Raw genomic sequence first — 24,635 nt, 5'->3', positions numbered from 1 at the left:
TCCCTCCAACCCACCGTAGCCGTCCTGAGCCTCAGCCCGGGCGGACCAGCCCCGACTCGTACGCCGTGATCACGAGCTGGGCCCGGTCGCGCGCCGCGAGCTTGTGCAGAAGGCGGCCGATGTGGGTCTTCACCGTCGCGATGCCGAGGTGCAGGCGCGCGGCGATCTCGTCGTTCGAGAACCCGCGCGCGATCAGCGTCAGCACTTCCTGTTCGCGCGTGGTCACGCCGTCCAACCGGGTCACCGGGCCGGCCGGCAGCCGCGCGAACTCCGCCACCAGCCGCCGGGTCACCGACGGCGCCAGCAGCGCGTCGCCGGAGGCCACCACGTCGATGGCCGCCAGCAGGTCTGCCGGGCGGGTGTCCTTCAGCAGGAAGCCGCTCGCGCCCGCGCGCAGGGCCGCGTAGACGTACTCGTCGAGGTCGAACGTCGTCAGCATCAGCACCCGGACGTCGGTCTCGGCGCAGATCCGGCGGGTCGCCTCGATGCCGTCCATCTCCGGCATCCGGACGTCCATGAGCACGACGTCCGGCTTCTCACGCCGGGTCAGCGCGACCGCCTCGACCCCGTCGGACGCCTCGCCGACCACGCTCAGCCCGGGTGCGCTGTCCACCAGCACGCGGAAACTGCCGCGCAGCAACGCCTGGTCGTCGGCGATCAGGACGCGGGTCATCGGGCCACCGCCGTTTCGTAGGGGAGCTGCGCGAAAACGCGGAAGCCGTGGTCGCACGGGCCCGCGCTGAACTCGCCGCCGTAGACGGCGACGCGTTCGCGCATCCCGATCAGGCCGTGGCCCGGGGTCGCGACGCCGCCGCGGCCGTTGTCGAGCACTTCGATGCTCACCTCGCCGTCGCCGCCGGTGACGTGGATGCGGCACGTCGTCGCGCCCGCGTGTTTGACCACATTGGTCAGTGCCTCCTGCACGATCCGGTACACGGACTGGCCGACACCGTTCGGCAGCTCGTCGAGACCGTCGACGACGAGGTCGACGGCCGGGCCCGCGATCTGCGCGCGTTCGGCGAGCGCACGCAGGTCGTCGAGCGTCGGGGCGGGCGCCAGGGCCGGGACGCCGGTGCCGTCGCGCAGCACCCCCAGCATCCGCCGCAGCTCGGCGAGCGTCTCGCGGCTGGTGTCTTCGATGACGCGCAACGCGTCCCGCGCCTGGTCCGGCTGCTCGAGGGCGACGTGGTTGCCGACCGCCGCCTTCACCGCGATCAGGCTCATGCTGTGCGCGACGACGTCGTGCATCTCCCGCGCGATCCGCAGGCGTTCGGCCGAAACCGCTTGGCGCGCATGGTTTTCCCGTTCGATCACGGCGTACTCGCGACGGGTGCGGACGGTGATGCCGAGCACGAACCCGACCACCAGCGCCGACACGCTGAAGTTCACCGTCGTGGCCGCGCTCGGGTTCGACAGGACCAGGGCCAGCACACCCAGCTCGATCATGCCGGCCGCGAGGCCGATCTGGCCGAACCGGCGGTTCAGCCGGACCACCACGACGTAAAGCGCACACCCGGCGCCGACCACGGCGACGCCGAAGACCGGGCCGCCGATCGGGACGGCGGCCGCGGCCAGCACGAGGCTGAGCACGTAGCTGCCGAGCGGCCACCACCGCCGGAGCACGATCGGGAGAACGCTCGTCAGCAGGATCGTCCAGCCGAGCCAGGCGGGCAGCCACACCGGGAGCGTCCACGCGCCCGCGGCGAGGTTGCCGCCCGCGCCGATCCCCAGCACGAGCGCGGCCAGCACGTCGAGTGCCACGCGGATTCGCATGGACCGAACGTAATGCGGCCGCGCGGGGGAAGCGTCAACCCTGGGTCGGACGCTCCGCGTACTGCTTCTTCACGTACTCGACGCGGTCGGGCGTCCAGTCCGGCAGGTCGACGCCGTGGGTCGCGGCGAAGAGCTTGTCGAGCTGTTCGTGCCGCCTGGCCAGCTGCGCGGGGACGTCGGCCTCGGCGGCTTCGGTGAGCTCGACGCGCGTGCCGTCGAGCGGGTCCTGGAGCACGTGCCAGCCGGGTTCGCCGGGCAGCAGCGCCCGCACCTCGTCGACGGGCTTCCAGACCAGGTCGCGGCGGAAGCGGATGGTGCCGTCCGGCAGGACTTCGCCCGTGTCGAGGCCGAACTCCGTCACGTAGGACGCCATCCGGTCGTGCCACTGGCCGGGCTGGGTGAAGGAGCGGCCGGACAGCCGTGCGTCGAGGGCGTCGAGGCAGACGTCCCAGCCGGCGGCGTTGCGGCCCGCCGCGAGCCTCGCGATCGCGGGGTCGCCGCGGCCGAAGGTGTGCGTGAACTCCAGGAGGCTGCCCTCGCCGTCCGGGGACACCAGCCAGCGCAGGGTGTCGTCGTTCCAGACGAAGGTGAACTCGTGCGGCGGGTCGGCGGTGACGACCCGGCCGGTCGTCGTGTCGTCCTCACCGGGGAAGGTGAACCGGATGGCGCCGCCCGCGCGCAGGTCGACGTCCACCTGCGCGGGGAACCAGTGCGCCAGCTCGGCGGGGTCGGTGAGGGCGTGCCACACCTTCTCGGGCGGGTGCTCGAGACGGCGTTCCAGCCTGAGCACGGGGCGATCGTCGGCGGTCAGCAGCTTCGCGGGCACGGCGTCCTCCTGTCAGGGTGCCTGTGCCCGTATATAACCACCGTGGCATATTCGGGTCAAGCGCCGCGGACGGCGGCGACCGCGGCGGTGAGCTCGGGATCGCCCGCGGCCTTGTCGAGCGCGGTCCGCAGCACCGAGCAGTACGTCGGCTCGGTCTCGGCGTAGCGCTTGCGGCCGGCGTCGGTGATCACCGAGTAGACGCCGCGACGGTCGTCTTCGCACAGGTCGCGGATGGTCAGGCCGGCGTCTTCGAGGCGCGCGCACATCCGGCTGACCGAGCTCTGGTTGAGCCCGATCGCCTCGGCGAGCTCCTGCATCCGCAGGCCGCCGCGCGGGCCTTCGACCAGCTTGCCGAGCGCGCGGTACTCGGACAGGCCGAGCCCGTGGCGGCGGTGCAGCGCCTTGCCGAGCTCCTGCTCGATGCGGGCGTGCAGGACGAGAACGCGTCCCCACGCCTGTTCGTCGACGGTCATGTGCGGCCTCCTCTTGACATCAGGATAGCTGTAGGGACAGTCTTTATATGTACATGCAAGTAACTGAGGGGACTCTCATGACGCGGAACTTCCTCTTCCTGGTCGGCGCGGCGCGGGCCGGCGGGAACACGGAGATGCTGGCCCGGCGAGCGGCGAAGGAGCTGCCCGCCGACGCGGAGCAGCGGTGGCTGCGGCTGCCCGAGCTGCCGCTGCCGCCGTTCGAAGACCGCCGCCACGGCGCCGGCGAGCACCCGGAGCCGGGGCCGAACGAGCAGCTGCTGATGGACGCCACCTTCGCGGCGACGGACATCGTGATCGTGTCGCCGGTGTACTGGTACTCGGTCGCGGCGAGCGTGAAGCTCTACCTGGACTACTGGTCCGGCTGGATGCGCCTGCCGGTCGAGTTCAAGCCGAGGATGCGCGGCAAGTCGCTGTGGGGCGTGAGCGTCCTGAGCGAGACGGCGCGGGAAGCCCAGCCGCTGATCGGCACGCTGGAGCTGTGCGCCGAGTACCTGAGCATGAACTGGGGAGGAGTGTTGCTGGGCAACGGAAGCCGTCCCGGTGACGTCCTGCTGGACGCCGACGCGATGACGGCGGCGGAGACGTTCTTCAGCAAGGCTCTCGTGACCGCTTAGGCGTCCGCCGCGATCAGGCGCAGGCCGCGGACCAGGTCGGCGCCCGAGGGGGCGTGGTCCGGGTCGACCAGCCACTGGAGCATCACGCCCGAAAGCAGGGCCTGGTGCACCGTGCCGGCGGCCCGGGCCTCGGCGCCGCCGTCGTCGAGGCCCTGGAAGAGGTTCGCCAGGCCGAAGCGGGCCAGCTCGAAGGCGTTCGCCAGCTGGGCCCGGACCTTATCGTCGAGATCCGGCTGCGAGCAGGCCTCGAAGGTCATCGCCCACATCCGGCGGTGCGCCCCGAACGACTCGATGACGCGCTGCCAGATCAGCTCGAAGCGCTCGGCCGGTGACGCGTCCGCGGGGGTCTCGGCCTGCAGGACGCCGGCCAGCGTCTCACCCCACTCCTCGTTCGCCTCGATCAGCGCGGCGTTGAGCAGCGCCTCCCGTGAGCCGAAGTGGTACCCGATCGCGGCCATGCTGACGTCCGCCGCCGAGGCCAGGTCGCGCACCGTCGTGCGGGCGTACCCCTTCTCGTTCAGGCAGCGCTTCGCGCCCGCCAGCAGTGCTTCCTTGTTGCCCATGCCGAGAGTCTAGCACGATCGTCTTAGGCGAACGCATTGCGCGATCGCCCAAATCGAGGTTATGGTTCTCGGCATGCAGAACAGACGAGTCCTCATCTCCGGCGCCGGCGTCGCCGGCCCTGCCCTGGCCTTCTGGCTCCGCCGCCACGGCTTCACGCCGACGGTCGTCGAACGCGCGCCCCGGCTGCGCGATGGCGGCTACGCGGTCGACTTCCGCGGCGCGTCCCTCGACGTCCTCGACCGGATGGGCCTGATCGGCCAGGTCGAAGCGGCGGCGACGCGGATGGGCGACGTGTCCTATGTGGACGGCGACGACCGGACGCTGGTGGTCACGCCGTCGACGTTCCAGAGCGGTGAGCTGGAGATCCTGCGCGGCGACCTCTCACGCATCCTGCACGAGGCGACCGCGGACGACGTCGAGTACGTCTTCGGCGACTCGATCACCGGAATCACCGAGCACCGCGACGGCGTCACGGTCACCTTCGAACACGGCGAGCCGCGCGAGTTCGACCTGGTCGTCGGCGCCGACGGGCTGCACTCGAACGTCCGCTCGCTCGTCTTCGGCGACGAGTCCTCCTACCGGCGCGACCTCGGGTACTACGTCTCGATCTTCACCGTGCCGAACCACCTCGGCCTCGACCACGTCGGCCGCTTCTACAACGAGCCGAACCGCACTGTCGGCGTCTACAGCGCGCGGGACAACAGCGAGGCCAAGGCGTTGTTCTGGTTCGGCTCGGACCCGCTCGGCTACGACCACCGCGACGTCGAGCAGCAGCGCCGGATCGTCGAAGAGCGCTTCGCCGATGTCGGCTGGGAGACGTCGACGCTGCTCAAGGCGATGCGCGAGGCGCCGGACTTCTACTTCGACTCGGCCAGCCAGATCAAGCTCGACAGGTACTCGAACGGCCGGGTCGCGCTGGTCGGCGACGCGGCGTACTGCGCCGCACCGCTTTCGGGCATGGGGACGAGCCTCGCGATCGTCGGCGCATACGTGCTGGCCGGCGAGCTCGCGGCGGCCGGCGGTGACCACCGGAGCGCGTTCGGCGCGTACCAGGAGGAGATGCGCGAGCTCGTCGCCGCGTGCCAGAAGCTGGCCGAGGGCAACGGGAAGTGGTTCGTCCCGCCGACCCGCGCGTGGATCCGCATGCGCAACCTCAACTACAAGCTGCTGCCGTACCTGCCGTGGCGCAAGCTGATCGAGGAGCTGCCGCTCAAGGCGGGCAACACGATCAAGCTCAAGCGCTATGCGGCGGCGCCGGCGTGACACCCCGGCGGCTCGCGATGCCCGCCATGTTCTCCTCGCCCCAGTCGCCCAGGGGCAGCAACGCGGTGTTCAGCCGCTGACCCAGGCCGGTCAGCGAGTACTCGACCTTCGGCGGGACCTCCCGGAACACCTCGCGGTGCACGATCTCGTCCGCCTCCAGCTCTCGCAGCGCCTGGATCAGCATCTTCTCGCTGATGCCCGCGACCTTCCGCTTCAGCTCGCCGAACCGCAGCGGCTCGGCGTGCAGCGCCCACAGGATCAGGGCCTTCCAGCGGCCGCCGACCACGTCGATGGCCGCGTCCAGTCCGCAGCGGTAGGTTCTCGCCAGCATGCGCCGATCCTTACCTTTTGGTGAGTACCCGACTTATTAGTCGGTACTTGTCCATTGTAAAGCGCGTCAGCAGCATGGAACCCATGGGAGAAAGCACAAAACAGGTGGGCGTGCTCGGCCTGGGGCGGATGGGCGCCGCGCTCGCGGGGGCCCTGCTGGGGGCGGGCCACGACGTGGTGGTGTGGAACAGGTCGCCGCTCAAGGCGGGCCCGCTGCTTGACCGGGGAGCACGGCTCGCGGCCACCCCGGCGGAAGCGGCCTCGGCGGACGTCGTCATCAGCTGTCTGTCCACATACGACGTCCAGCGGCCGGTGCTGGCGGCGGCCGAGCCGAAACTGCTCGTCAACCTCACGTCCGGAACGCCGGAAGAAGCTCGCGAGACGGCGAAATGGGCGTCGTCGCAGGGAATCGACTACGTGGACGGCGTGATCATGGCCGTGCCACAGGGCATCGGCACCGCGGGCGCGCGGGTTCTTTACGGCGGTTCCGAAGCGGCGTTCACGGCGGGGCGGGACGTGCTGGAAGTGCTGGGAAAGCCGGTGTTCCTCGGCGAGGACGCCGGACTGGCGGCGCTGTACGACCTGGCGTTGCTGGGAATCATGTGGTCGACGATGGGCGGTTACCTGCACGCGCTGGCACTGGTCGGAACCGAGGGGGTCACGCCTGAGAAGTTCACGCCGATGGCGCTGGGCTGGCTCTCGGCGGTGGGAGGATTCCTGCCCGGCATCGGCGCGCAGGTGGCCAGCGGCGAGTACGAGACCGACGTCTCCGCGCTGGACATCAACGCGGCCGGGCTCGGTTTGCTGGTGGAGACGAGCCGAGCGCAGGGGATCGGTGTCACGGTCCCGGCCGCCCTGCACGAGCTGTTCGACCGCGCGGTGGCATCGGGCCACGGCGCGCACGCGATCGCGAGTGTCATCGAGGAGATCCGGTGAAGTACCTGGGCAAGAAGGCGGTGGTCACGGGCGGCACCCACGGAATGGGGCTGGCGGTGGTGAAGGCCCTCCTCGACGGCGGGGCCGAGGTGCTCCTGACCGGCCGCGACGTCTCGTCGCTGGAGGGGAAACTGCCGGGAAAGGCGCACGTGCTGTCGTCGGACGCTGCGTCTCTTGCGGACGTCGACGAGCTGGGTGCGGTGGCGGCGGAGACGCTTGGTGAGCTGGACCTGGTGTTCGTCAACGTGGGGTTCGCAACGCTGACCCCGTTCGCCGAGACGACACCGGAGATCTACGACCGGACGTTCGCGGTCAATACCCGGGGCGCGTACTTCACGGCGCAGCGGTTGGCGGGGTTGGTGCGGACTGGGGGATCGTTCGTGTTCACGACCTCGGTGGCGGCGGAGGCCGGGATCGCCGGGATGGGGCCGTATTCCGCGGCGAAGGCGGCGGTTCGGTCGTTCGCCCGGACGTACGCGGCCGAGCTGGCGCCGCGCGGGATCCGGGTGAACGTGGTCAGCCCGGGTTACACGGACACCCCGACGATGGGGGTGACGGGGGTGCCGTCGGAGGTGCTGGCGGCGTTCAAGGAGACCGGTGATGTGGTGACCCCGCTGAAGCGGCACGCGACTGCGGAGGAAGTGGCGGCGGCGGTGTTGTTTTTGGCTTTCGAGGCGACTTTTACGACGGGAGCGGATCTTCCGGTGGACGGGGGGTTGGGGCAGCGGCTGACGTTGCCCGCCTGAGGCGCGACTGGGCCGTGTGGCGTGGCTGGGCCGGTGCGTCACCCTGCCTGGGTGAGGTGCGCGGCCAAGCCTGTCACTCCGGGCGCGCGGTCAGGGCGGAGGACCAGGTCGTCGTCGTAGTCGCCGCCGTTCTGGGTGCGGAACGGGATTGGCTCCGTCGTTTCCAATGCGTCCAGGCGCTTTCGCAGTAGTTCGCGCGCCTCGGTGAAGTCGTTGTCGTACAGGCGGTCGGCGCCGTAGACCGCGAGTGGGGGTAGGACCGTCATTCCCGCGTAGAAAAGCGTTCCGTGGTGCAGTGGGAACAGGACCTCGTTCAGGGCGCCGTTCACCCCGCGTGGGCCCATGGCCGGTTCGCGGGCGCCCGCGTGAGGACCGTCATTGCGCGCTTGCCCGTGAGGCGGCCTTCGCCGTAGCGCAACGTTCGGCCGCCTTCTGCTCGGATGCCGTAGGCGAAACCCTTTACGAAGACGCGGTCGAACCAGCCCTTCAGGATCGCCGGCAGGCCGTACCACCACAGCGGGAACTGCACGACGAGCGCGTCCGCCCAGTCGAGTTTTTCCTGCTCCGCCAGGATGTCGGGGCTCAGCTCGCCCCGCGCGTGCGCCCGCGCCGACGTTGCTCCGACCACCAGGCGCTCGTCGCCGGCTTCGGCGCCGAAGTCGGCTGCGTCGACCACTGGGTTCCACTTCATCGAGTACAGGTCCGACTCCCGGACCTCGTGACCGAGCTCGCGGAGCGTCCGGAGCCCGTCGTCGCGGAGGGCGCCGCTCAGTGAGCGGGGCTCGGGATGCGCAAAAACCCACAACACGTCCATGACCTCGATGGTCACTCGATCTCCTCGGCCGATCGAGTGGCCTGATAGCCAACATGTGCAAGAATCGAGCCATGGCCGAATTTGTGCACCCCGGGCGTCACCACGTTGCCGTGCTGGTCCGGCACGGTCTGCTCGTGATGGAGCTGGGCATCGTCCACCGGCTGTTCGGGCAGGCCCGCTCGGCGTCGGGCGAGCCGCTGTACGAGGTGGTGACCTGCACCCTCGAACCGGGCCCGGTGCGCACCGACACCGACTTCGCCATCCCCATCGACCGTGGTCCCGAGGTGCTGGCCGAGGCCGACACGGTGATCGTCCCGGCGTCCTCGGCCGAATACGAGCCGATGGCGCGGGTGCTCACCCCGCCGCTGGCCGCGGCCCTGGAGCGCATCCCGGCGGACGCCCGGATCGCGTCGATCTGCACCGGCGCGTTTGTGCTCGCCGCCGCCGGCCTGCTCGACGGCCGGCGCGCGACCACCCACTGGCGATCCGCCGAGGAGCTGCAGGACCGGTTCCCCGAGGTCGACGTCGACCCGTGCGTGCTCTACACCGACGAGGGCAACGTCCTGACCTCCGCGGGGGTCGCTTCGGGGATCGATCTCGTGCTGCACATGATCCGCCGCGACCACGGCACGGCGGTCGCCAACGAAGTCGCCCGCGGCACCGTGGTGTCCCCGCACCGTGAAGGCGGCCAGGCCCAGTTCGTCCGCCGGCCGGTGCCCGAGCCCCGCACCTCCTCCACCAAGGAGGCGCGCGCCTGGGCCCTGGAGAACCTGCACCGGCCGCTCACCCTGCGCGAGCTCGCCGCCCGCGAGGCGATGAGCACCCGGACGTTCACCCGCCGCTTCCGCGAGGAGGTCGGCATCTCGGCGCTGCAATGGCTGACGCAGCAACGGATCGAGCGCGCCCGCCAGCTCCTCGAGGAGTCGGACCTGCCGGTCGACCGCGTCGCCACCGAGGCCGGGTTCGGCACGGCGGCGTCGCTGCGCCAGCACTTCCAGGTGGCCCTCGGGGTGTCACCGAGCGCCTACCGCTCGACGTTCCACGGCGAACTGGCGACGCAGGCGGGCTGAATCCGGCTAGCGTGGTCGGCCATGGACGACTTCTACGTCAGCCACAGCCGGTTCACCGACCCGGGAGCCCAGTCGTCCTGGCTCGACAGCACGCCGGACGACCTCGCGGCCTTGCGCCTCGCGGCGTCCGAGCTGGTGTTCCACTACTGGGCGCAGGGGGACATCGCCGAGCACGGCTTCCCGTCGGCACGGCGCGAAGAGATCAACCTGCGCTACGCCTCGGACATGTTCGCCCGCCTGCGCGAGCTCGACCCGGCACCGCCGGGCGGCCCGCGTCAGCCGCTGCAGCGGATCGTCGGCTGCTGTCGTGACTTCACCCTCCTGTTCGTCTCGATGGCACGGCACCACGGTTTCCCGGCCCGCGCCCGCGTCGGGTTCGCGAGCTATCTCGTGCCGGGCTGGCACCTCGACCACGTGGTCGCCGAGATCCACGACGGCGCCGAGTGGCACCTCGTCGAACCGCAGTTCCCTGCGGGGTTCGGCGAGTTCGACCTCCTCGACGTGCCCCGCGACCGCTTCCTGACCGGCGCCGACGCGTGGACCGCGGCCCGCTCCGGCGACGTCGACCCGGACCGGCTGGTCGTCTCCCCGGACCTGGACGTGTCCTTCCTGCGCGGGCTGCCGTACGCGTGGCACAACCTCGTGCTCGACCTCGCCGCGCTCAACAAGCACGAGATGATCCTGTGGGATCTCTGGGGCGGCCTCACCGAGGACGCGACGCTCTCCCCGGCGACCCTCGCCCGCGCCGACGAGCTGGCCGAGCTGATGGCCGACGCCGACGTCGAGCAGCTGCGGGTGGCGTTCGAGGCCGACGACGTCCGCGTGCCGCCGGTGATCCGCTCGGTCACCCCGCCGGGACAGCTCCCGGTCGAGGTGGTGCTCCGCTGACCTCGACGGCCGTCCGCACGAACCGCGCGATCCGCGGGTCCCGCGCGTCGGTCGGCCACACCAGGACGAGCGAGTACGGCGTCGCGTCCACCACCGGCCGGTAGACGACGTCGGCCCGCACCCGCTGCTCGGCCACCGACACCGGAAGCAAGGCGATCGCCTGCCCGAGCGCGACGGTCTCCAGCATCTGCTCGCTGTTGTGCACCACCGGCCCCGGCGTGGCCGCGCCACCGGTCACGTCCTGCCCGGACCAGTACGCCCGGTCCGCGGCGGACGCGTCCGGCCACCACGGCGTCGGCCGCCCGGCGAAGTCCGCGCAGGCCAGCGCGGCCCGCCCGGCCAGCTCGTGCCCCGAGGGGAGCGCGGCGACCCGCGGCTCGCTGAAGAGCACCTCGACGTCCAGGCCGTCGTTGTCGGCCGGGCCGCCGACCACCGCCACGTCCGCGCGGCCGTCCCGCACCATCTCCGCCTGCTCGCCGAACCCGCTGATGCGGATCTCGACCCGGTCCGGGTACCCCTCGGCGATCCGCCGCAGCAGTTCGGTGGCGACCCCGGGTTTGGCGGTGACCACGAGCGGCGGCGCGTCCTGCGCCGCCCGGCGGGTGCGCCGGACCGCCGCGGTGACGGCGTCGAGCGCCTTCGCCGACTCCGCGAACAGGACGTTCCCGGCCGGTGTGAGGGACACGTGCCGGCTGGTGCGTTCGAACAGCAGGACCCCGAGCCGCCGCTCCAGCAGCCGGATCGCGCGCGACAGCGGTGGCTGCGCCATCCCGAGCCGCTCGGCGGCCCGGGAGAAGTTCAGCTCCTCGGCGACCGCGCGGAAGTACCGCAGCTCACGGACCTCGACATCGTCCATACCGCAACGGTATCGCGGCAGCGTCCATCGGTCTTTCCCTTCCCAGGTCGCGAATGACGGGATTCAAGTCGTCTGCTCTACAGAGGACGGACCGCGCCGACGGGTGGTGCGGGTGCGGGTGCGGGACCGAGGGGCTAGGGAGCGATGCCGTGGAGCACGGCCTCGACCACCGACTCCGGGCTCGGCGGGTCGAGGGGGCTCGTGTGCGGGAAGACCGCCGCCATCACCGAGTTGTGGCAGTAGCCGACCAGCAGCGCCGCCGAGGCGTCCACTTCGGACTCCGGGCGGAGGCGGCCCAGGTCCCGTTCCGCTTCGAGGTAGGCCAGCAGGCGGTCGCGCCAGTCGCCCGAGTTCTCGCTGATCGCCGCGAACTGCTCCAGCACGGTCGGCTGCCCGACCAGGCCGCTGAACGCCGGGACGATCGCCCGGTGCAGCGTCAGGCCGAACTCCAGGTGACGGCGGAGGTTGCCGGCCACCGTGCCTTCGCCGGGTGTCGGGAGCTCGCCCAGCGTTTTTTCCGTGTGGCGCACGTACTTCAGCAGCGCGTAGGCGATCAGCTCCTCCTTGCCGGAGAAGTGGTTGTAGAGCACCCCGTCGGCGACGCCCGCCGTGCGCGCGATCCCGCGCACGGTGAGGTTCGCCGTGCCGTTTTCGGCGATCAGCTTCTCGCAGGCTTCGACCAGGAGGTCGTACAGGGACTGGCCGTCCCGCTGGGCCGCGGCTTTCCTCGGTGACATCGCCGCCATCGTAGGCCCGTCAGGTCCTCCTTCCCGTGACCAGCCACGCCGCACCGCGCAACCGCACCGCGTCCGGGGCGGCGAACGGCTCCAGCGCCGCCGCGAGCGCTTCGGTCGCTTGGGCGGCGGAGGTCTTGTCGACCAGGCTCAGGTGGTGGCGCACCGGGCCCCAATCGGAGATGAACCGCACCGCGTCCGGGACGTCCCGGCCCCAGATCTGGTCGGCCTCGACGTGAGTGCACGTCACGTCTTCGAAGCCGGCTTCGGTCAGCACCGCCTTCGTCCGGTCCGGGTCCGCGAACGACGTCGGGCCGCTGCCGTCCGGCCCGGTCGGCTGGGGCAGGTACGCCGCCATCGCGCCGAACACCCGGCCCAGGTCCGTGCCCGCCAACGCGGTCAGGCACAGGAACGCGAGCCGGCCGCCGGGGCCCAGCGCCCGCCGGACGTTGGCGAACGCCGCCACCGGATCGGCGAAGAACATCACGCCGAACCGGCTGACCGCCAGGTCGAACCCGCCGTCGGGGAACGGGTGCACCTGGACGTCACCCTGCTCGAACGTCACGTCCGACCCCGCCCGGGCCCGCGCGGTCTCGAGCATCGGCCCGGACAGGTCGACCCCGAGCGCGGACCGGCCCCGCGCCGCGGCCAGTCGTGTCAGCTGACCGTTGCCGCAGCCGATGTCGAGCACCCGGTCTTCCGCGCCGACGCGGTCGAGCAGGAATTCGTTGAACCCGCTGTTCACGCCGTCGTAGCGGTCGGCGTTGGTCGCCCAATGCTCCCCTTCGTAGCTGTTCCACGCCTCCGCCTGCGCGGTGTTGACGATCCCGCTCATCTGCATCCCCTTCGTTGTGAACACGCGTTCATGAACACACGTTCATAGTTCCGGGACCGCCCGGCGCTGTCAAGGCATCGGCCACCCCGTCACCGGATGTCAGCCAGGTGGCAGATCTTCCGGGAGCGCCGCCGCGGAAGACTTCTCCTCAGCAGGGAAACCGCCCCTGACCAGCACAAAGGAGCAAGACAATGGCCCAGGTCATCGCCAACATGTCCATGTCCCTCGACGGCTTCGTCGCCGACCCGGAGGACCGCACCGATCACCTGTTCGAGTGGTTCGGCAACGGTGCCGTCGAGGTCCCGACCGCCGCCGAGTGGGCGACCTTCAAGACCTCCGAAGCCAGCGCGAAGATGCTCAGGGAAGCCCTCGAGAACGTCGGCGCGCTGATCACCGGACGCCGCCTCTTCAACCTGACCCAGGGCTGGGGCGGCACGCACCCGATGGGTGTGCCGGTCTTCGTCGTCACCCACGACACGCCCATCGACTGGCCGCACCCCGACGCGCCGTTCACCTTCGTCACCGACGGCCTCAAGAGCGCCGTCGACCAGGCCAAGCAGGTCGCCGGTGACAAGATCGTCGCGGTCGCCAGCACCACGATCGCCCAGCAGTGCCTGAACCTCGGCCTGCTCGACGGCATCCAGGTCGACCTCGCCCCGGTGCTGCTCGGCTCCGGCGTCCGGTTCTTCGACAACCTCGACGCGATGACCAAGCTGGTCGGGCCGGAGATCATCGAAGGCACCGGCGTGACGCACCTGTCCTACCGGATCGACCGGTGAGGGCCGGGCCGGTCGCGCCAGTACTGCCGCAGGCTTACAGGAGCGTGATCCGCAGGGCGGCGAGGCGGGCGGGGTCGGCGATCACCTCGTACGACGTCACCTGCGCACCCTCGACGGTCACCGCGAGGGCGAGCAGCAGCCGTCCTCGCGGGGCGACGACCACTCCGACTGCACCGTCTACCAAGGCCGTCTCGGCGAAGCGGGCCCGCTTTCCGAACACCTGCGTCTCCTCGGCGACGGCGTGGGCGCCGCGTGCTTCGAGGCATGCTCCCGAAGGGAGCGCCGCCGGGTCGGCGCGGCGCACGACGTCCGGGGCAAGAACGTCGAGGAGCTCGTCCAGGTCACCGCCGCGGGCCGCGGCCAGGAACGCGTCCACGACCCGGCGGTGCCGCGCCAGGTCGGCCGGCGGCAGCGGGGACGTGCCCCGCACCCGCTGCCGGGCGCGGCTCGCGAGCTTCTTCGCCGCCACGGGCGTCCGGTCCAGCACCGGCGCGATCCGGTCGAACGGCACCGCGAACAGGTCGTGCAGCACAAACGCGATCCGCTCGGCCGGGCCGAGCGTGGCCAGCACGACGAGCAGCGCGCGGCCCACCGAGTCGGCCAGCTCCACCTCGCCGGCCGGGTCGGCGCCGTCCACCGGCTCCGGCAGGACCTCGAACGGATCCTCCCGGCGCGCCTTCCGCGAGCGCAGCACGTCGAGGCAGACACGGGAGACGACCGTCGTCAGCCACGCCGCCAGGTTGTCGACCGGCTCCGCGCGGTTCAGCCGCAGCCACGCCTCCTGGACGGCGTCGTCCGCTTCGGCCGCGGAGCCGAGCATCCGGTAGGCCAGCCCGCGCAGCCGGCCGCGCTCGGCCTCGAACTCCGCCGCCAGGTCGTCCATCGGTCACCTTTCGCCCGCCGTCACCGTCGCTCCTTTGACGAATCCCCGCGACCGGAGGTGACCGGATGAGCTTGCTGACCCCTGCCGACCTGGGTGGCTGGCGGGTGCCGAACCGGGTGGTGGTGGCGCCGGTGACGCGGGCGCGCGTCCCCGGCGGCGTGCCGGGCGAGCTGCAGGCCGCCTACTACGCGCAGCGCGCGAGCGCCGGGCTCGTCGTCACCGAAGGCACCTGGGTGAGCGAACGGGCCGTCGGGCTCGCCGACGTCCCCGGCATCCACACCGACGCTCAGGTCGCCGGGTGGCGGCGGGTCACCGACGTCGTGCACGCACTCGGCGGCCGGATCGTCCTGCAGCTGTGGCACACCGGTGCGGTGTCGCACCCGGAGTTCCTCGGCGGACGGCCGGGCGGGCCATCCGCGGTGAACCCGGGCGAAACGGTGCACCTCGCGAGCGGGCGACGGCCGACGCCGACCCCGCGCGAGATGAGCGTGGCCGAGATCCGGGCGACTGTCGTGGACTACGGCACGGCGGCGGAAAACGCGCGCCGCGCCGGGTTCGACGGGGTCGAGGTCGCGGCCAACGGCGTGTACCTGCTCGCGCAGTTCCTGCACCCGCGGCTGAACCACCGCACCGACGCTTACGGCCGCTCCCGGGGGAAGCTGCTGCTCGACGTCGTCGCCGCCGTGCGCGAGTCCGGGCTCGCGGTGGGCGTGCGGCTTTCGCCGTGGTGGACCGGCGGACTGTTCACTGTGGACGAAACACTCCGCGCCGAGTACGACGAGCTCGTCGCTTCACTGGATGTGGCGTATCTGCACCTCCGAGGAGCCGATGACGGACCGGACTTCGCCGCTTTCGCGCGCTACCGGCGGTTGTTCGCCGGGCCGCTGATCGTCAACAACGGCTTCGACCGCGACTCGGGCAACGCCGTGGTCGCGGCCGGGATCGCCGACGCCGTTTCCTACGCGCGGCACTTCATCGCCAACCCCGACCTGGTGACGCGGTTCGCGCTCGGCCTGCCGCTCGCGCCCGGCGACCCCGCCACCTACTACGGCGGCGGGGCGGCGGGGTACGTCGAGCTGGCGTCCTAGTGTCATTCCGGGCACCACACCGCCAGTTCGCTCCCGCCGGGTTCGCGGAAGTGGAACCGCCGCCCGCCGGGGAAGGCGAACGGTTCCGTCGTCACCACACCGCCCGCCGACTCGACCGCCGTCCGGGCCGCGGCGAGGTCGTCGGTGCGGATGGTGACCAGCGGTGCGCCGGTCTGCTGGGCCCGGTCCGCCTGGAAGCCGAGGGTGGGTCCCGCGGTCCGGACGTCCGTGTAGTCCGGGCCGTAGGCGGTCGCCGCCCAGCCGAACGCGCGCTCGAAGAACTCGCCGGACGCCACTGCCGACGCCGACGGGAACTCCACGAAGTCCACTTCGTACATGCCGGCGACGTTAGCGGTGACCACCGACAAAAACGGCGAGCTCAGTCGACGACGAACCAGTTGCCGCCGCGGTACTCGAGCACCGCGTCGCCCAGGTCGCCTTCGGTGAACTTGACGGCCGCCTTGATCGCGCTCGCCGGGATCTGGACCTTCGTCGCGCTGTCCTCGCTGACGCGGGCCCGGTCGACCGTCGCGCTCTGCAGCGCTCGCTTCTGCGCCGCCGAGATCAACCCGAACATGACCGGGATCGTCTGCTCGCACGGCCCGAAGCCCTCGTCCTCGGCCTTCTTCGCGGCCGGCGCGGCGATCTCGCAGACCGTCGCGACGTCCTGCTTGCCCACCGCGTGCAGGTACGTCTCGTACCGCGCGATCGCCCCGGCAGCCGTCTTGACCGGAGCTGACGAGGGCGAGGACGGCGTGCTCGACGGGGATGGCGCGGGTGTGGAGGACACGGCCGCGGTCGACGACGACGGCGTGGGCAAAGCCGAAGCCGAAGTCGAAGCCGGGGCCGCCGTGCCGCCGACGCCGCTCGAACAGCCGGTGATCACCAGGAAGACGCCCGTGGCCAGGACCGATAGCGCGCGAACGGACATAAAAGTGCCTTTCCCCTCGAAGAATCCGGAGGGTAATCGACACCGGCCCGGCGGCGGGGCGGAACCGGAAACGCGAGACGAAAGAGTCAGGCGGGGCGGCCCGCGCCCGCGTAGTCGTCACCTTTCGAGTGATACGTGTGGATCTGGATCGCCTGGCCCTCGGTCGGTGCGTTGATCATCAGGCCGTTGCCGAGGTACAGCCCGACGTGGTGGATGCGCGTCGCCGGGCTGCCATAGAACACCAGGTCGCCCAGGCGCGGCTCCTGCGAAGCCGGCACCGGCGGGAGCGCCCGGAACTGGCTGTCCGCCGTGCGCGGCAGGGACACACCCGCGCTGTCGTACGACGCCTTCGTCAGGCCCGAGCAGTCGAAGCCGGCCGCGCCCGCGTCGGGGCCGTTGCCGCCCCAAACGTACGGGAGGCCGAGCTGGCCCAGCGCGAACCGGGTCGCACGGACCGACGGCGACGAGGCCGACGCCGGGTCGAGCGAGAGCGTCGCGTACAGCTGCGCCGTGCCGAGCACCCGCTGCCGGAACAGCTCGGTCTCGCTGCCCGGGTGGTACGCCGCGATCGCCTTCCACCAGCCGGGGCCGGCGCCGAGGTCGGTGCCGCCCGCGCAGAGCGCCCGCCCGGCCGCGACCGGCGCGTCGGCGCCGTACTTCTTGGTCTGCGCCGCTGTCAGCCCCAGCAGGTTCCCTCCGCCGCGGCCGTGGTCGGACGCCGCCGAGCCGACCCCGGCGAGCGTGACCCACGAGAGGTGGCACGACGGCTGTTCGCTGCGCAGCGCCAGCTCGCCGTTCGCGTAGCCGACCAGCGCGTCCGCGGGGATGTCCAGGGGCCCGGACAGCTGCTCGGCCCACTGCTGGAGCGGGCTCTTGCCGCCCGCGCCGGACGCGCCCTGGCCCGGCTCCTGCGCCTTCACCGGTGCGCTGACCTCGAGGACCGATGGGCCCGACGCCGCCGCGTCGCGCGCCACCGGGAGCGGGGCGGGCGCGGGTTCGGGGGAGCGGTCGGCCAGCAGGAAGCCCGCGGCCACGAGACCCGCGACGAGCGGCAGCGCGACGAGGCCGCGCAGGGCCGCACCACGAGCCCAGGAGGTCGGCTTGGTCGTCACGGGGTCCAACTTAGAAGAGCGCACCTCTTAGTGAACGACTGAGTAGCTTGCACGTTAGGGGGACTCCCATATGGTGGGCACATGCCTGAGATCGACGCTGCCCGCCTGAGCGCGGAGCTGCAGGATCGGTACGCGAAGATCGACGTCGTCGAGCGGACCGGCTCTACCAACGCCGACCTGCGGAAAGCCGTCGACGACGGGGCTGCCGACCGCACCGTCCTGCTCGCCGAGGAGCAGACCGCGGGGGTCGGGCGGCGCGCGCGGTCCTGGAGCTCGCCGAAGGGCGCGGGGCTGTACCTGAGCGTCGCGCTGCGGCCGTCGGGCGTGTCGTTCTCGGCGCTGGGCTCACTGTCCGTCGTCGCCGGGCTCGCCGTCCGGGCGGCCGCCGCCGGGGTCGGCGTCGACGCCTCGCTCAAGTGGCCGAACGACGTCCTCGTCGACGGCGCCAAGTGCGCCGGCATCCTCGCCGAGGCCGTCGCGGGGGCCGAAGCGTCGATCGTGCTCGGCATCGGGCTCAACGTGCTGCCGCTCGGCGACGTCCAGCCGGGGCCCGGCGGGCTGCCCGCGACGTCGCTGGCCGAGCGCGGCGCCACGAACACCGACCGCACCGACGTCGCGATCGCGCTGCTCACCGAGCTCGACGAGCTCGAGCGGCGCTGGCGGCTCGCGGGCGGCGACCTCACCGAAGCGGGCCTGCTCGGCGACTACCGCGCCCACTGCGCGACCCTCGGCCAAGACGTCGAGGTGCAGCTCCCGGACGGCACGTCCCTCGTCGGCCGGGCGGCCGACATCGACGCCGCGGGGCAGCTGCAGGTCGACATGGCGGGCGGCCAGCGCCACACCGTCTTCGCGGGTGACGTGGTGCACGTCCGCCCGGCCTGATTCTTCGGGGCGTTGCACTCACCGGCCGGGCGTCTCGCCGGTACGGTGAGACGACACCGCCGCACCGACCTTGGGAGCGTCCGCCGTGGCCTATCCGGACGATTTGCTCAGCGAGCAAGAGCACGTCGTGGTGCACAGTCACCCGCACTTCAAGATGCTGATCTTCCCGACGCTCGCGTTGCTGGTCACCGTGGGCGCGGGCATCTGGCTCGCCCTCCTGGCGAAGGACGCCGGCTCGCCGTGGGACTCCGTCGGGCTGATCGCCATCGGCGTGGTGGCGCTCGTGCTCGTCGTGTGGCTGTTCCTGGTGCCGTTCGTGCGCTGGCGCACCACCCACTTCATCGTCACGACCGACCGGCTGATCGTGCGCGAGGGTGTGCTGAAGCGCACCGGCATCGACATCCCGATGGGCCGCATCAACAGCGTCCAGTTCGAGCACGGCCTGCTCGACCGGGTCTTCGGCTGCGGCTCGCTGATCATCGAGTCGGCGTCGGACGAGCCGCTGCGGTTCGAGGACATCCCGCACGTCGAGAAGGTGCACTCGGTGATCTACCGCGAAGTCAACGACAACCCGTACGACGACTACCGGCCCGGCGGCGCGCCGGCTCCCCAGCAGACCGAGCCGCTGCCGCCCCAGGGCGGGCACCCGCCGCGCGGCGATCGACGCCGCTGATGGGCACGCGCGAACTCGGTCTGCCGGAGCGGGTCCCCTCGGCGGGTGACCTGCCGGAGCGGGTCACGATCTGGGAGGTCGGCCCGCGGGACGGCCTGCAGAACGAGAAGACGATCGTCCCGGTCGAGGTCAAGCTGGAGTTCCTCGACCGGCTCGCGGGCGCCGGCCTGACCACGCTGGAGGCGACCAGTTTTGTGCACCCCAAGTGGGTGCCGCAGCTGGCCGACGCCGAGCAGCTGCTGGCCGGGCTGGACCGCCGCGAAGGCGTCCGCTACCCCGTGCTGGTGCCGAACGAGAAGGGCCTGAACCGGGCCCTCGACGCGGGGGTCGAGCACATCGCGATCTTCGCCAGCGCCACGGAGACGTTCGCGCAGAAGAACCTCAACTCGTCGCTGGACGAGCAGTTCGCGATGTTCGAGCCGGTCGTCACCCGGGCCCGGGAAGCCGGCCTAGATGTGCGCGGTTACCTCTCGATGTGCTTCGGCGACCCGTGGGAAGGCGTGGTGCCCGCGAAGCAGGTCGCCGACGCCGGGCGCCACCTGCTGGACATGGGCTGCTCGCAGCTTTCGCTGGGCGACACCATCGGCGTCGCGACCGCGGGCCAGGTCGAGAACCTGGTCGGGCTGTTCGGCGATGTCGGTACTTTGGCCGTGCACTTCCACGACACCTACGGTCAGGCTCTCGCCAACACCCTGGCGGCGCTCCGATGTGGAGTGTCGACAGTGGACTCTTCGGCGGGCGGACTGGGTGGCTGCCCGTACGCCGAGTCGGCGACCGGGAACCTGGCCACCGAGGACCTGGTGTGGATGCTGGCCGGCCTCGGCGTCGAGACCGGCGTCGACCTGGACGCGCTGGTGGCGGCCAGCGCGTGGATGGCGGGACAGCTCGGCCGCCCGAGCCCGTCCCGCGTGGTGGCCGCGCTGAGCTGACCTCGCCTGCGCACGCACCCGGAGGGTGCGGTATCAAGGGGGACCGGCCGCGGCCGCGTCGAACAGTGTGCCCGCGGGCACCGACCGAGCCGGAGGATGGGTGTGACCGAGCCTTCCGAGGCGGGCTCCGAACCGGTCGAGGCCGACCTCGACACCGGGCCGATCCGGCTGCCCGGGTACGGCTTGCCGGACTCGGGCGCCTTCGAAGAGGCGCCGACGCCGCCTTCGGGCAATCCCGCCGCGTGGCCACACGCGGTGTCGCCGCTCCTGCCGCCGTTCCCGCTGCCCCCGGCCCCGCCGGCACCGGCCGGGCCGCCGCCGCCCGTGGCGGGCCCGCCGCCGAACCCCGGCTCGCCCGCGCCGCTGCCCCCGCTCGGCTCGCCGCGCGTCGAACGGGAAAGCGTTGTCGCGCTGTTCCTGGTGCACATGTTCCCGATCGGGCACCTGCCGGTCGCGATGGACAAACCGGCGCTGCAGCTCGACCTGCCCGAGGGCGACCCGGACGGCTTCGGCCCGAACGACCACCCGGACGCCCGGCTGATCTTCGACGACCAGGCCCTCACCAACGTCACCGCCGGGTTCCGCCGGTCGCCGACCGCGCCGCCGCGGCCGGTGCCGGCGCACCTGACCGAGCACTACGTCCCGTACGCGCGGGCGACGCAGGCGGTGTGGATCCGCCGGTTCGTCGTCGGGCACAGCGAGCTCGGGCCGGAGTACGCGTGGCCGCCGGGGGAGATGTTCCCCGAGGGCGGCGTCGACCACGCCGAGCCGGTGATGGTCCCGGCCAACACCGTGCTCGACCGCTTCGGCCCGGCATACGGCCGGGTGTTCTTCGCCGACGGCACGCCGTTCGCGGAACGCTCGCTGCCGCCCGGGATGCTGGACGCCGAGTACCGCCGGTACGTCGTCGTGCGCGCGGTGCCGATGTGGCGGTCGGAGACCGCGAACTGGTTCGGCCAGGTCGGCGGCGGCGCCCGCTACCGTGCGCTGCTGGCGGCGGACGAGCTCGTCACCCTCGGTTATCTCGCCGAGGCCAAGGGGGAAGAGGACTGATGAACACCCAGTCGATCCAGCGCTGGCTCGGCGTGCTGGGCGTCCCGCCGGAGGTGGTCTCGCTCGGCGCCGAGGTCGACAACGCCTGGTGCCTGATGCAGGGCGAGGACGAGGCGTGGGAGGTGTTCTGGCGGGAGCAGGGCAACCGCTACGACTGGGCGCGGTTCACCAGCGAGCAGGTCGCGTGCCACTACCTCTTCGGCCGGCTGGCGTGGGCGCAGGTCGCCCGCGGCGCCGTCGGCCTGCTGCCGGGGTCGTGACGAAGCGGGAGCTGCCCGGGAAGGTCATGCGGTGGGTGCCCGACGCGGTCGGGTGGCTTCGGTCACCGGCCTGTGGGAGGGAGCCGATCCGCGGTTGCTGAGGTTCGACGGGGCCGACGCGGCCGTGCTGCGGCTCGGGGACCCCGCTGATCCCGATCATCGCCGTCGGTTCGCGACCGAGGCGGCGGCATTGCGGGTCGCCGGTGACCACGGGCTGCACCTGCGGACCTGCTCGATCGCGGACGTCGACTTCGCGGCCCAACGCCGGGAAAAGGGCACCACCGCACTGCTGGCCGCCGCCGAAGAACGGCTGGCCCGCCTGCCGAGGCCCGGCGGCCCAACCGTCTTCGTGCACGGCGACCTGTGGTTTGGGAACGATCTCAGCGGGGCGCGCTTCGACGCGGCTTTGATGTTCGGGCTGCGGGCCGGCGGGCGGACGACGTCGCCTACGCCGGGACGCGTTCCTCAGCACCGCATTGGACCGGCTCGCCTAGCGCTTGAGGATCCCCAGCGCTTCGTCGTGCAGCAAGCCGTTCGTCGACAACGCGCTCCCGTTGTCGTACCGGCCCAAGCCGTCCAGGTCGGAGAACCGGCCCCCGGCCTCGGTCACGATCACCTGCGCCGCCGCGACGTCCCACGGGTTCACGATGCACTCGGCCGCGACGTCCAAAGCGCCCTCCGCCACCAGGACGTGGTGCCAGAAGTCGCCGAACGCGCGGGATTCCCAGCACGCGCCCACCAGTTCGAGGTACTTCTCCCGCGAGTGGTGCTCTCCCCACGAGTTCAGGTCCGTTGTGGACAGATAAGCGTCCGAAAGAGACGAAACCCCCGAAACCGCCAGCCGGCGCGTCCCGGCCGAGTCGGACGAGAACGCCCCGGACCCGGTCGCCGCCCACCAGCGGCGGCCCAGCAGCGGTGCGGTGATCATGCCGACCACCGGGTCGCCGTCGACGACCAGCGCGATCAGCGTCGCCCAGACGGGTACTCCGCGGAGGAAGTTCTTCGTGCCGTCGATCGGGTCGAGCACCCAAGCGCGGCCCGTCGCCGCGGAACCGCCGCGTTCCTCGCCCAGGACGGCGTCGGACGGGCGTTCCGCGGCCAGCACCGCGCGGATCGCGTCTTCGACCGCGGTGTCCGCGTCGGTCACCGGGGTGCGGTCGGGCTTGCGCTCGATCCTGAGGTCCAGGGCGCGAAACCGCGCCGCCGTGATCGCGTCGGCGGTGTCAGCCAGCCGGGTGGCGAGGTCCAGATCATCTCCGTAGCCAGGCACGGTCACGATGGTTTCACGCCGCACCGCCGTAGAGTTGACCAGGTGAGCATGGTCCTACTTGCCGAAGACGATCCGGCCATCGCCGAACCGCTCTCCCGCGCCCTCGAACGTGAGGGATACGAGATCCACGTCGTCACCGACGGCCCTTCGGTGCTCGACGCCACCGCCGCCCAGCGCGTCGACCTGCTCGTGCTGGATCTCGGCCTGCCCGGGATGGACGGCTTGGAGGTGTGCCGGCGCCTGCGCGCCAACGGGACCGAGCTGCCCGTCCTGATGCTCACCGCCCGCACCGACGAGGTCGACTTCGTCGTCGGCCTGGACGCGGGCGCCGACGACTACGTCGCCAAGCCGTTCCGGCTGGCCGAGCTGCTCGCCCGGATCCGCGCGCTGCTGCGCCGCCGGGTGCCCGAGGTGCTCGAGGCCGGCGGGGTCCGGATGGACCTCGGCGCGCGGCTGGTCACCGTCGACCTGCACGAGGTGCAGCTGGCGAACAAGGAGTTCGAGCTGCTGCGCGTCCTGATGAGCCGCGCCGGGCAGGTCGTCAGCCGCGACGAGATCCTCGCCGAGGTCTGGAACGACCTCGAGTCGAAGACGTCGAAGACGCTCGACATGCACATGTCGTGGCTGCGGCGGAAGCTCGCCATCGCCGCCGACGAGGCCGCCGGCCGCAGCAGCAAGACCCACGACGGCGAACGGCGGATCGCGACCGTCCGCGGCGTCGGCTTCCGCTTCAACGCCGAATAAGCCGTGCGCCGCCGCATCCTGCTGGCCATCCTCCTGGCCGTCGCGGTCACCGCGGCGGTCCTCGGCATCCCGCTGGGCATCGTGGCGAGCTGGCAGATCGAGTCGAGCTACCGCGAGACCCTCGCCGAAAACGCCCGCGCGGCGGCGGCGATCCTCGACACCGAGATCGCCAACGGCCAGGCGATCGACCTCGACCAGGTGCGCGCGGCGGTCCCGGCGAACGGCCTGCTCACCGTGTGGTCCAGCGGCCAGGGGGAGAAGCGCTACGGCAACGACCCGGGCCCCGACATCGTCGGCGAGACGGCCGACCTGGCCCGCGACGGCAAGGTGGAGATCGCCGTGCCGGCCGGGCCGATGCACGAACGCCAGACGACCGTGACGCTCGTCGTCGTCCTGCTGGTGCTGCTGTCGATCGGCACCGGCGCGGTGGTGGCGATCGCGACCGCGCGGCGGCTGGCGAAGCCGCTGCGGCACGTCGCCGAACGCGCGTCGCGGCTCGGCGGCGGTGACTTCCGGCCCGACCCGAGCCGCTACGGCGTCGGCGAGCTCGACATGGTCGCCGAGGCGCTGGACGCGTCCGGCACCGCGCTCGCCCAGCTCGTGCAGCGGGAACGCCAGCTCGTCGGGGACGTCTCGCACCAGCTCCGCAGCCGGCTGACGGCGTTGCAGCTGCGGCTCGAACCGCTCACCGTGCACCCGGACGACGAGGTCGCCGTCGAGTCGAAGGCCGCCCAGGAGCAGGCCGACCGGCTCGCCGAAGCCCTCGACGAGCTGCTCGCGGCGGCGCGTGCGGCCCGTGAGGTCGGCGCGGAGCCGGTGGACCTGCCGACGCAGCTGCCCGAGATGGCGCAGGAGTGGCGTGAGCTGCTCCGCTCGGAGGGCCGCAACCTGCGCATGCGCGTGGCCGACGGCCTGATGGCGCGGGCGACACCCGGCCGGCTCCGCGAGGTCATCGGCGTGCTGCTGGACAACGCGTTGCGCCACGGCTCGGGCACGGTCAGCCTGGTCGCCCGCCGCGGGGACGCCGAGGGCACGGTGGTCATCGAGGTCAGCGACACCGGCTCGGGCGTGCCCGACGAGCTCGCCCCGCACATCTTCGAACGCGGCTTCTCCGGCGGCGGCTCCACCGGCGTCGGGCTGGCGCTGGCCCGCGCGCTGGTCGAGGCCGACGGCGGCCGCCTGGAGCTGTCGAACCGCCGGCCGGCCGTGTTCAGCCTGTTCCTCAAGGTCCCGCGGCCCAGCGACGTGCCCGAGGTGCGCTGGCCCGCCGAACGCGTCCCGCGCTGAG

Annotated in this window: 29 protein-coding genes and 1 pseudogene; 15 read left to right on the top strand and 15 right to left on the bottom strand. The window is 71.9% G+C overall.

Annotated features, from left to right (window positions below):
* Positions 1-31: 31 nt before the first annotated feature.
* From ACZ63E_RS10480 to ACZ63E_RS10465, 4 genes are read right to left on the bottom strand one after another with little or no spacing between them, the layout of a single operon-like run.
* A complete protein-coding gene (locus ACZ63E_RS10480) occupies positions 32-673 on the bottom strand; it encodes a response regulator (protein ID WP_465335758.1) in 642 nt (213 codons plus the stop codon).
* Positions 670-1,773, bottom strand: a complete 1,104-nt coding sequence (locus ACZ63E_RS10475) for a sensor histidine kinase (protein ID WP_465335757.1) — start codon at positions 1,771-1,773, stop codon at positions 670-672. Before ACZ63E_RS10475 ends, ACZ63E_RS10480 begins: the two co-directional genes overlap by 4 nt.
* Before the next feature lie 34 nt (positions 1,774-1,807).
* On the bottom strand, positions 1,808-2,599 hold the full coding sequence (locus tag ACZ63E_RS10470) for an SRPBCC family protein (protein ID WP_465335756.1): 792 nt from the start codon (positions 2,597-2,599) through the stop codon (positions 1,808-1,810).
* A gap of 56 nt (positions 2,600-2,655) precedes the next feature.
* Complete coding sequence (locus ACZ63E_RS10465; RefSeq protein ID WP_465309135.1) at positions 2,656-3,072, bottom strand: MarR family winged helix-turn-helix transcriptional regulator; 417 nt, start codon at positions 3,070-3,072, stop codon at positions 2,656-2,658.
* Between the two features lie 77 nt (positions 3,073-3,149).
* On the opposite strand from ACZ63E_RS10465, the gene ACZ63E_RS10460 reads away from it, so the two are divergent.
* Entirely contained in the window at positions 3,150-3,707 is a 558-nt protein-coding gene (locus tag ACZ63E_RS10460; RefSeq protein ID WP_465335755.1) for a flavodoxin family protein, read from the top strand.
* On the opposite strand, the gene ACZ63E_RS10455 is transcribed toward ACZ63E_RS10460, so the two are convergent.
* Complete coding sequence (locus ACZ63E_RS10455; protein ID WP_465335754.1) at positions 3,704-4,270, bottom strand: TetR/AcrR family transcriptional regulator; 567 nt, start codon at positions 4,268-4,270, stop codon at positions 3,704-3,706. The genes ACZ63E_RS10460 and ACZ63E_RS10455 overlap by 4 nt on opposite strands.
* A gap of 73 nt (positions 4,271-4,343) precedes the next feature.
* On the opposite strand from ACZ63E_RS10455, the gene ACZ63E_RS10450 reads away from it, so the two are divergent.
* Positions 4,344-5,534: an FAD-dependent monooxygenase gene (locus ACZ63E_RS10450; protein ID WP_465335753.1), complete on the top strand. Its 1,191-nt coding sequence runs from the start codon at positions 4,344-4,346 to the stop codon at positions 5,532-5,534.
* Here the strand turns inward: ACZ63E_RS10450 and ACZ63E_RS10445 are convergent.
* Positions 5,506-5,865: a winged helix-turn-helix transcriptional regulator gene (locus tag ACZ63E_RS10445; RefSeq protein WP_465309143.1), complete on the bottom strand. Its 360-nt coding sequence runs from the start codon at positions 5,863-5,865 to the stop codon at positions 5,506-5,508. The genes ACZ63E_RS10450 and ACZ63E_RS10445 overlap by 29 nt on opposite strands.
* An 83-nt stretch (positions 5,866-5,948) precedes the next feature.
* On the opposite strand from ACZ63E_RS10445, the gene ACZ63E_RS10440 reads away from it, so the two are divergent.
* Positions 5,949-6,800 (top strand): NAD(P)-dependent oxidoreductase, encoded by an 852-nt coding sequence (locus tag ACZ63E_RS10440; protein WP_465335752.1) that lies wholly within the window; start codon positions 5,949-5,951, stop codon positions 6,798-6,800.
* Positions 6,797-7,546, top strand: coding sequence for an SDR family oxidoreductase (locus ACZ63E_RS10435; RefSeq protein ID WP_465335751.1), 750 nt, complete (start codon positions 6,797-6,799; stop codon positions 7,544-7,546). The genes ACZ63E_RS10440 and ACZ63E_RS10435 overlap by 4 nt, the downstream gene beginning before the upstream one ends.
* Positions 7,547-7,584: 38 nt before the next feature.
* Here the strand turns inward: ACZ63E_RS10435 and ACZ63E_RS10430 are convergent.
* Positions 7,585-8,360 (bottom strand): annotated as a pseudogene (locus tag ACZ63E_RS10430) (NAD(P)H-dependent oxidoreductase).
* A 71-nt stretch (positions 8,361-8,431) separates the two neighbouring features.
* Between ACZ63E_RS10430 and ACZ63E_RS10425 the strand changes: the two are divergent.
* Positions 8,432-9,430 carry a GlxA family transcriptional regulator gene (locus ACZ63E_RS10425; RefSeq protein WP_465335750.1) on the top strand — a complete coding sequence of 333 codons (999 nt, stop codon included), beginning with the start codon at positions 8,432-8,434 and terminating at the stop codon, positions 9,428-9,430.
* 21 nt (positions 9,431-9,451) lie between these two features.
* Positions 9,452-10,318: a transglutaminase-like domain-containing protein gene (locus ACZ63E_RS10420; RefSeq protein WP_465335749.1), complete on the top strand. Its 867-nt coding sequence runs from the start codon at positions 9,452-9,454 to the stop codon at positions 10,316-10,318.
* Here ACZ63E_RS10420 and ACZ63E_RS10415 read toward each other — a convergent pair.
* The 3 genes from ACZ63E_RS10415 to ACZ63E_RS10405 all read right to left on the bottom strand — a co-directional run bounded on the left by ACZ63E_RS10415 (position 10,275) and on the right by ACZ63E_RS10405 (position 12,743).
* The gene (locus ACZ63E_RS10415) at positions 10,275-11,174 is read right to left on the bottom strand and encodes a LysR family transcriptional regulator (RefSeq protein ID WP_465335748.1); all 900 of its coding nucleotides are present in this window, start codon (positions 11,172-11,174) and stop codon (positions 10,275-10,277) included. The genes ACZ63E_RS10420 and ACZ63E_RS10415 overlap by 44 nt on opposite strands.
* A gap of 134 nt (positions 11,175-11,308) precedes the next feature.
* A complete protein-coding gene (locus ACZ63E_RS10410) occupies positions 11,309-11,911 on the bottom strand; it encodes a TetR/AcrR family transcriptional regulator (protein WP_465335747.1) in 603 nt (200 codons plus the stop codon).
* Positions 11,912-11,930: 19 nt separating this feature from the next.
* A complete protein-coding gene (locus tag ACZ63E_RS10405; protein WP_465335746.1) occupies positions 11,931-12,743 on the bottom strand; it encodes a class I SAM-dependent methyltransferase in 813 nt (270 codons plus the stop codon).
* A 191-nt stretch (positions 12,744-12,934) separates the two neighbouring features.
* Here ACZ63E_RS10405 and ACZ63E_RS10400 point away from each other — a divergent pair, with 191 nt between their 5' ends.
* Complete coding sequence (locus ACZ63E_RS10400) at positions 12,935-13,522, top strand: dihydrofolate reductase family protein (RefSeq protein ID WP_465335745.1); 588 nt, start codon at positions 12,935-12,937, stop codon at positions 13,520-13,522.
* A gap of 34 nt (positions 13,523-13,556) precedes the next feature.
* Here ACZ63E_RS10400 and ACZ63E_RS10395 read toward each other — a convergent pair whose 3' ends face one another.
* Positions 13,557-14,405 carry a sigma-70 family RNA polymerase sigma factor gene (locus tag ACZ63E_RS10395; protein ID WP_465335744.1) on the bottom strand — a complete coding sequence of 283 codons (849 nt, stop codon included), beginning with the start codon at positions 14,403-14,405 and terminating at the stop codon, positions 13,557-13,559.
* 65 nt (positions 14,406-14,470) lie between these two features.
* Between ACZ63E_RS10395 and ACZ63E_RS10390 the strand changes: the two genes are divergently transcribed.
* Complete coding sequence (locus ACZ63E_RS10390) at positions 14,471-15,493, top strand: alkene reductase (RefSeq protein WP_465335743.1); 1,023 nt, start codon at positions 14,471-14,473, stop codon at positions 15,491-15,493.
* Between the two features lie 2 nt (positions 15,494-15,495).
* Here the strand turns inward: ACZ63E_RS10390 and ACZ63E_RS10385 are convergent, their stop codons facing one another.
* From ACZ63E_RS10385 to ACZ63E_RS10375, 3 genes are all read right to left on the bottom strand, one after another.
* On the bottom strand, positions 15,496-15,831 hold the full coding sequence (locus tag ACZ63E_RS10385; RefSeq protein WP_465335742.1) for a VOC family protein: 336 nt from the start codon (positions 15,829-15,831) through the stop codon (positions 15,496-15,498).
* Positions 15,832-15,872: 41 nt separating this feature from the next.
* Positions 15,873-16,424: a hypothetical protein gene (locus ACZ63E_RS10380; protein ID WP_465335741.1), complete on the bottom strand. Its 552-nt coding sequence runs from the start codon at positions 16,422-16,424 to the stop codon at positions 15,873-15,875.
* An 86-nt stretch (positions 16,425-16,510) separates the two neighbouring features.
* A complete protein-coding gene (locus ACZ63E_RS10375) occupies positions 16,511-17,536 on the bottom strand; it encodes a C40 family peptidase (RefSeq protein WP_465309169.1) in 1,026 nt (341 codons plus the stop codon).
* Between the two features lie 81 nt (positions 17,537-17,617).
* Between ACZ63E_RS10375 and ACZ63E_RS10370 the strand changes: the two genes are divergently transcribed.
* From ACZ63E_RS10370 to ACZ63E_RS10350, 5 genes are all read left to right on the top strand, one after another.
* Positions 17,618-18,418 carry a biotin--[acetyl-CoA-carboxylase] ligase gene (locus ACZ63E_RS10370; RefSeq protein ID WP_465335740.1) on the top strand — a complete coding sequence of 267 codons (801 nt, stop codon included), beginning with the start codon at positions 17,618-17,620 and terminating at the stop codon, positions 18,416-18,418.
* Positions 18,419-18,503: 85 nt separating this feature from the next.
* Positions 18,504-19,091: a PH domain-containing protein gene (locus tag ACZ63E_RS10365; RefSeq protein ID WP_465309173.1), complete on the top strand. Its 588-nt coding sequence runs from the start codon at positions 18,504-18,506 to the stop codon at positions 19,089-19,091.
* The gene (locus tag ACZ63E_RS10360; RefSeq protein ID WP_465335739.1) at positions 19,091-20,020 is read left to right on the top strand and encodes a hydroxymethylglutaryl-CoA lyase; all 930 of its coding nucleotides are present in this window, start codon (positions 19,091-19,093) and stop codon (positions 20,018-20,020) included. The genes ACZ63E_RS10365 and ACZ63E_RS10360 overlap by 1 nt, the downstream gene beginning before the upstream one ends.
* Positions 20,021-20,122: 102 nt before the next feature.
* On the top strand, positions 20,123-21,073 hold the full coding sequence (locus ACZ63E_RS10355) for a TNT domain-containing protein (protein ID WP_465335738.1): 951 nt from the start codon (positions 20,123-20,125) through the stop codon (positions 21,071-21,073).
* Complete coding sequence (locus tag ACZ63E_RS10350; RefSeq protein WP_003105220.1) at positions 21,073-21,333, top strand: hypothetical protein; 261 nt, start codon at positions 21,073-21,075, stop codon at positions 21,331-21,333. Before ACZ63E_RS10355 ends, ACZ63E_RS10350 begins: the two co-directional genes overlap by 1 nt.
* A 490-nt stretch (positions 21,334-21,823) precedes the next feature.
* On the opposite strand, the gene hisN is transcribed toward ACZ63E_RS10350, so the two are convergent.
* Positions 21,824-22,609 (bottom strand): histidinol-phosphatase, encoded by a 786-nt coding sequence (gene hisN / locus ACZ63E_RS10345; RefSeq protein ID WP_465336093.1) that lies wholly within the window; start codon positions 22,607-22,609, stop codon positions 21,824-21,826.
* 42 nt (positions 22,610-22,651) lie between these two features.
* Here hisN and ACZ63E_RS10340 point away from each other — a divergent pair, with 42 nt between their 5' ends.
* The gene (locus tag ACZ63E_RS10340; protein ID WP_395932280.1) at positions 22,652-23,347 is read left to right on the top strand and encodes a response regulator transcription factor; all 696 of its coding nucleotides are present in this window, start codon (positions 22,652-22,654) and stop codon (positions 23,345-23,347) included.
* Between the two features lie 3 nt (positions 23,348-23,350).
* The gene (locus tag ACZ63E_RS10335; protein WP_465335737.1) at positions 23,351-24,634 is read left to right on the top strand and encodes an ATP-binding protein; all 1,284 of its coding nucleotides are present in this window, start codon (positions 23,351-23,353) and stop codon (positions 24,632-24,634) included.
* Position 24,635: the final 1 nt, after the last annotated feature.

The organism is Amycolatopsis sp. NPDC104819, from assembly GCF_055583145.1.
Note: the sequence above shows the minus strand (reverse complement) of the source record. Positions and strands in the feature narration are given on the sequence as shown.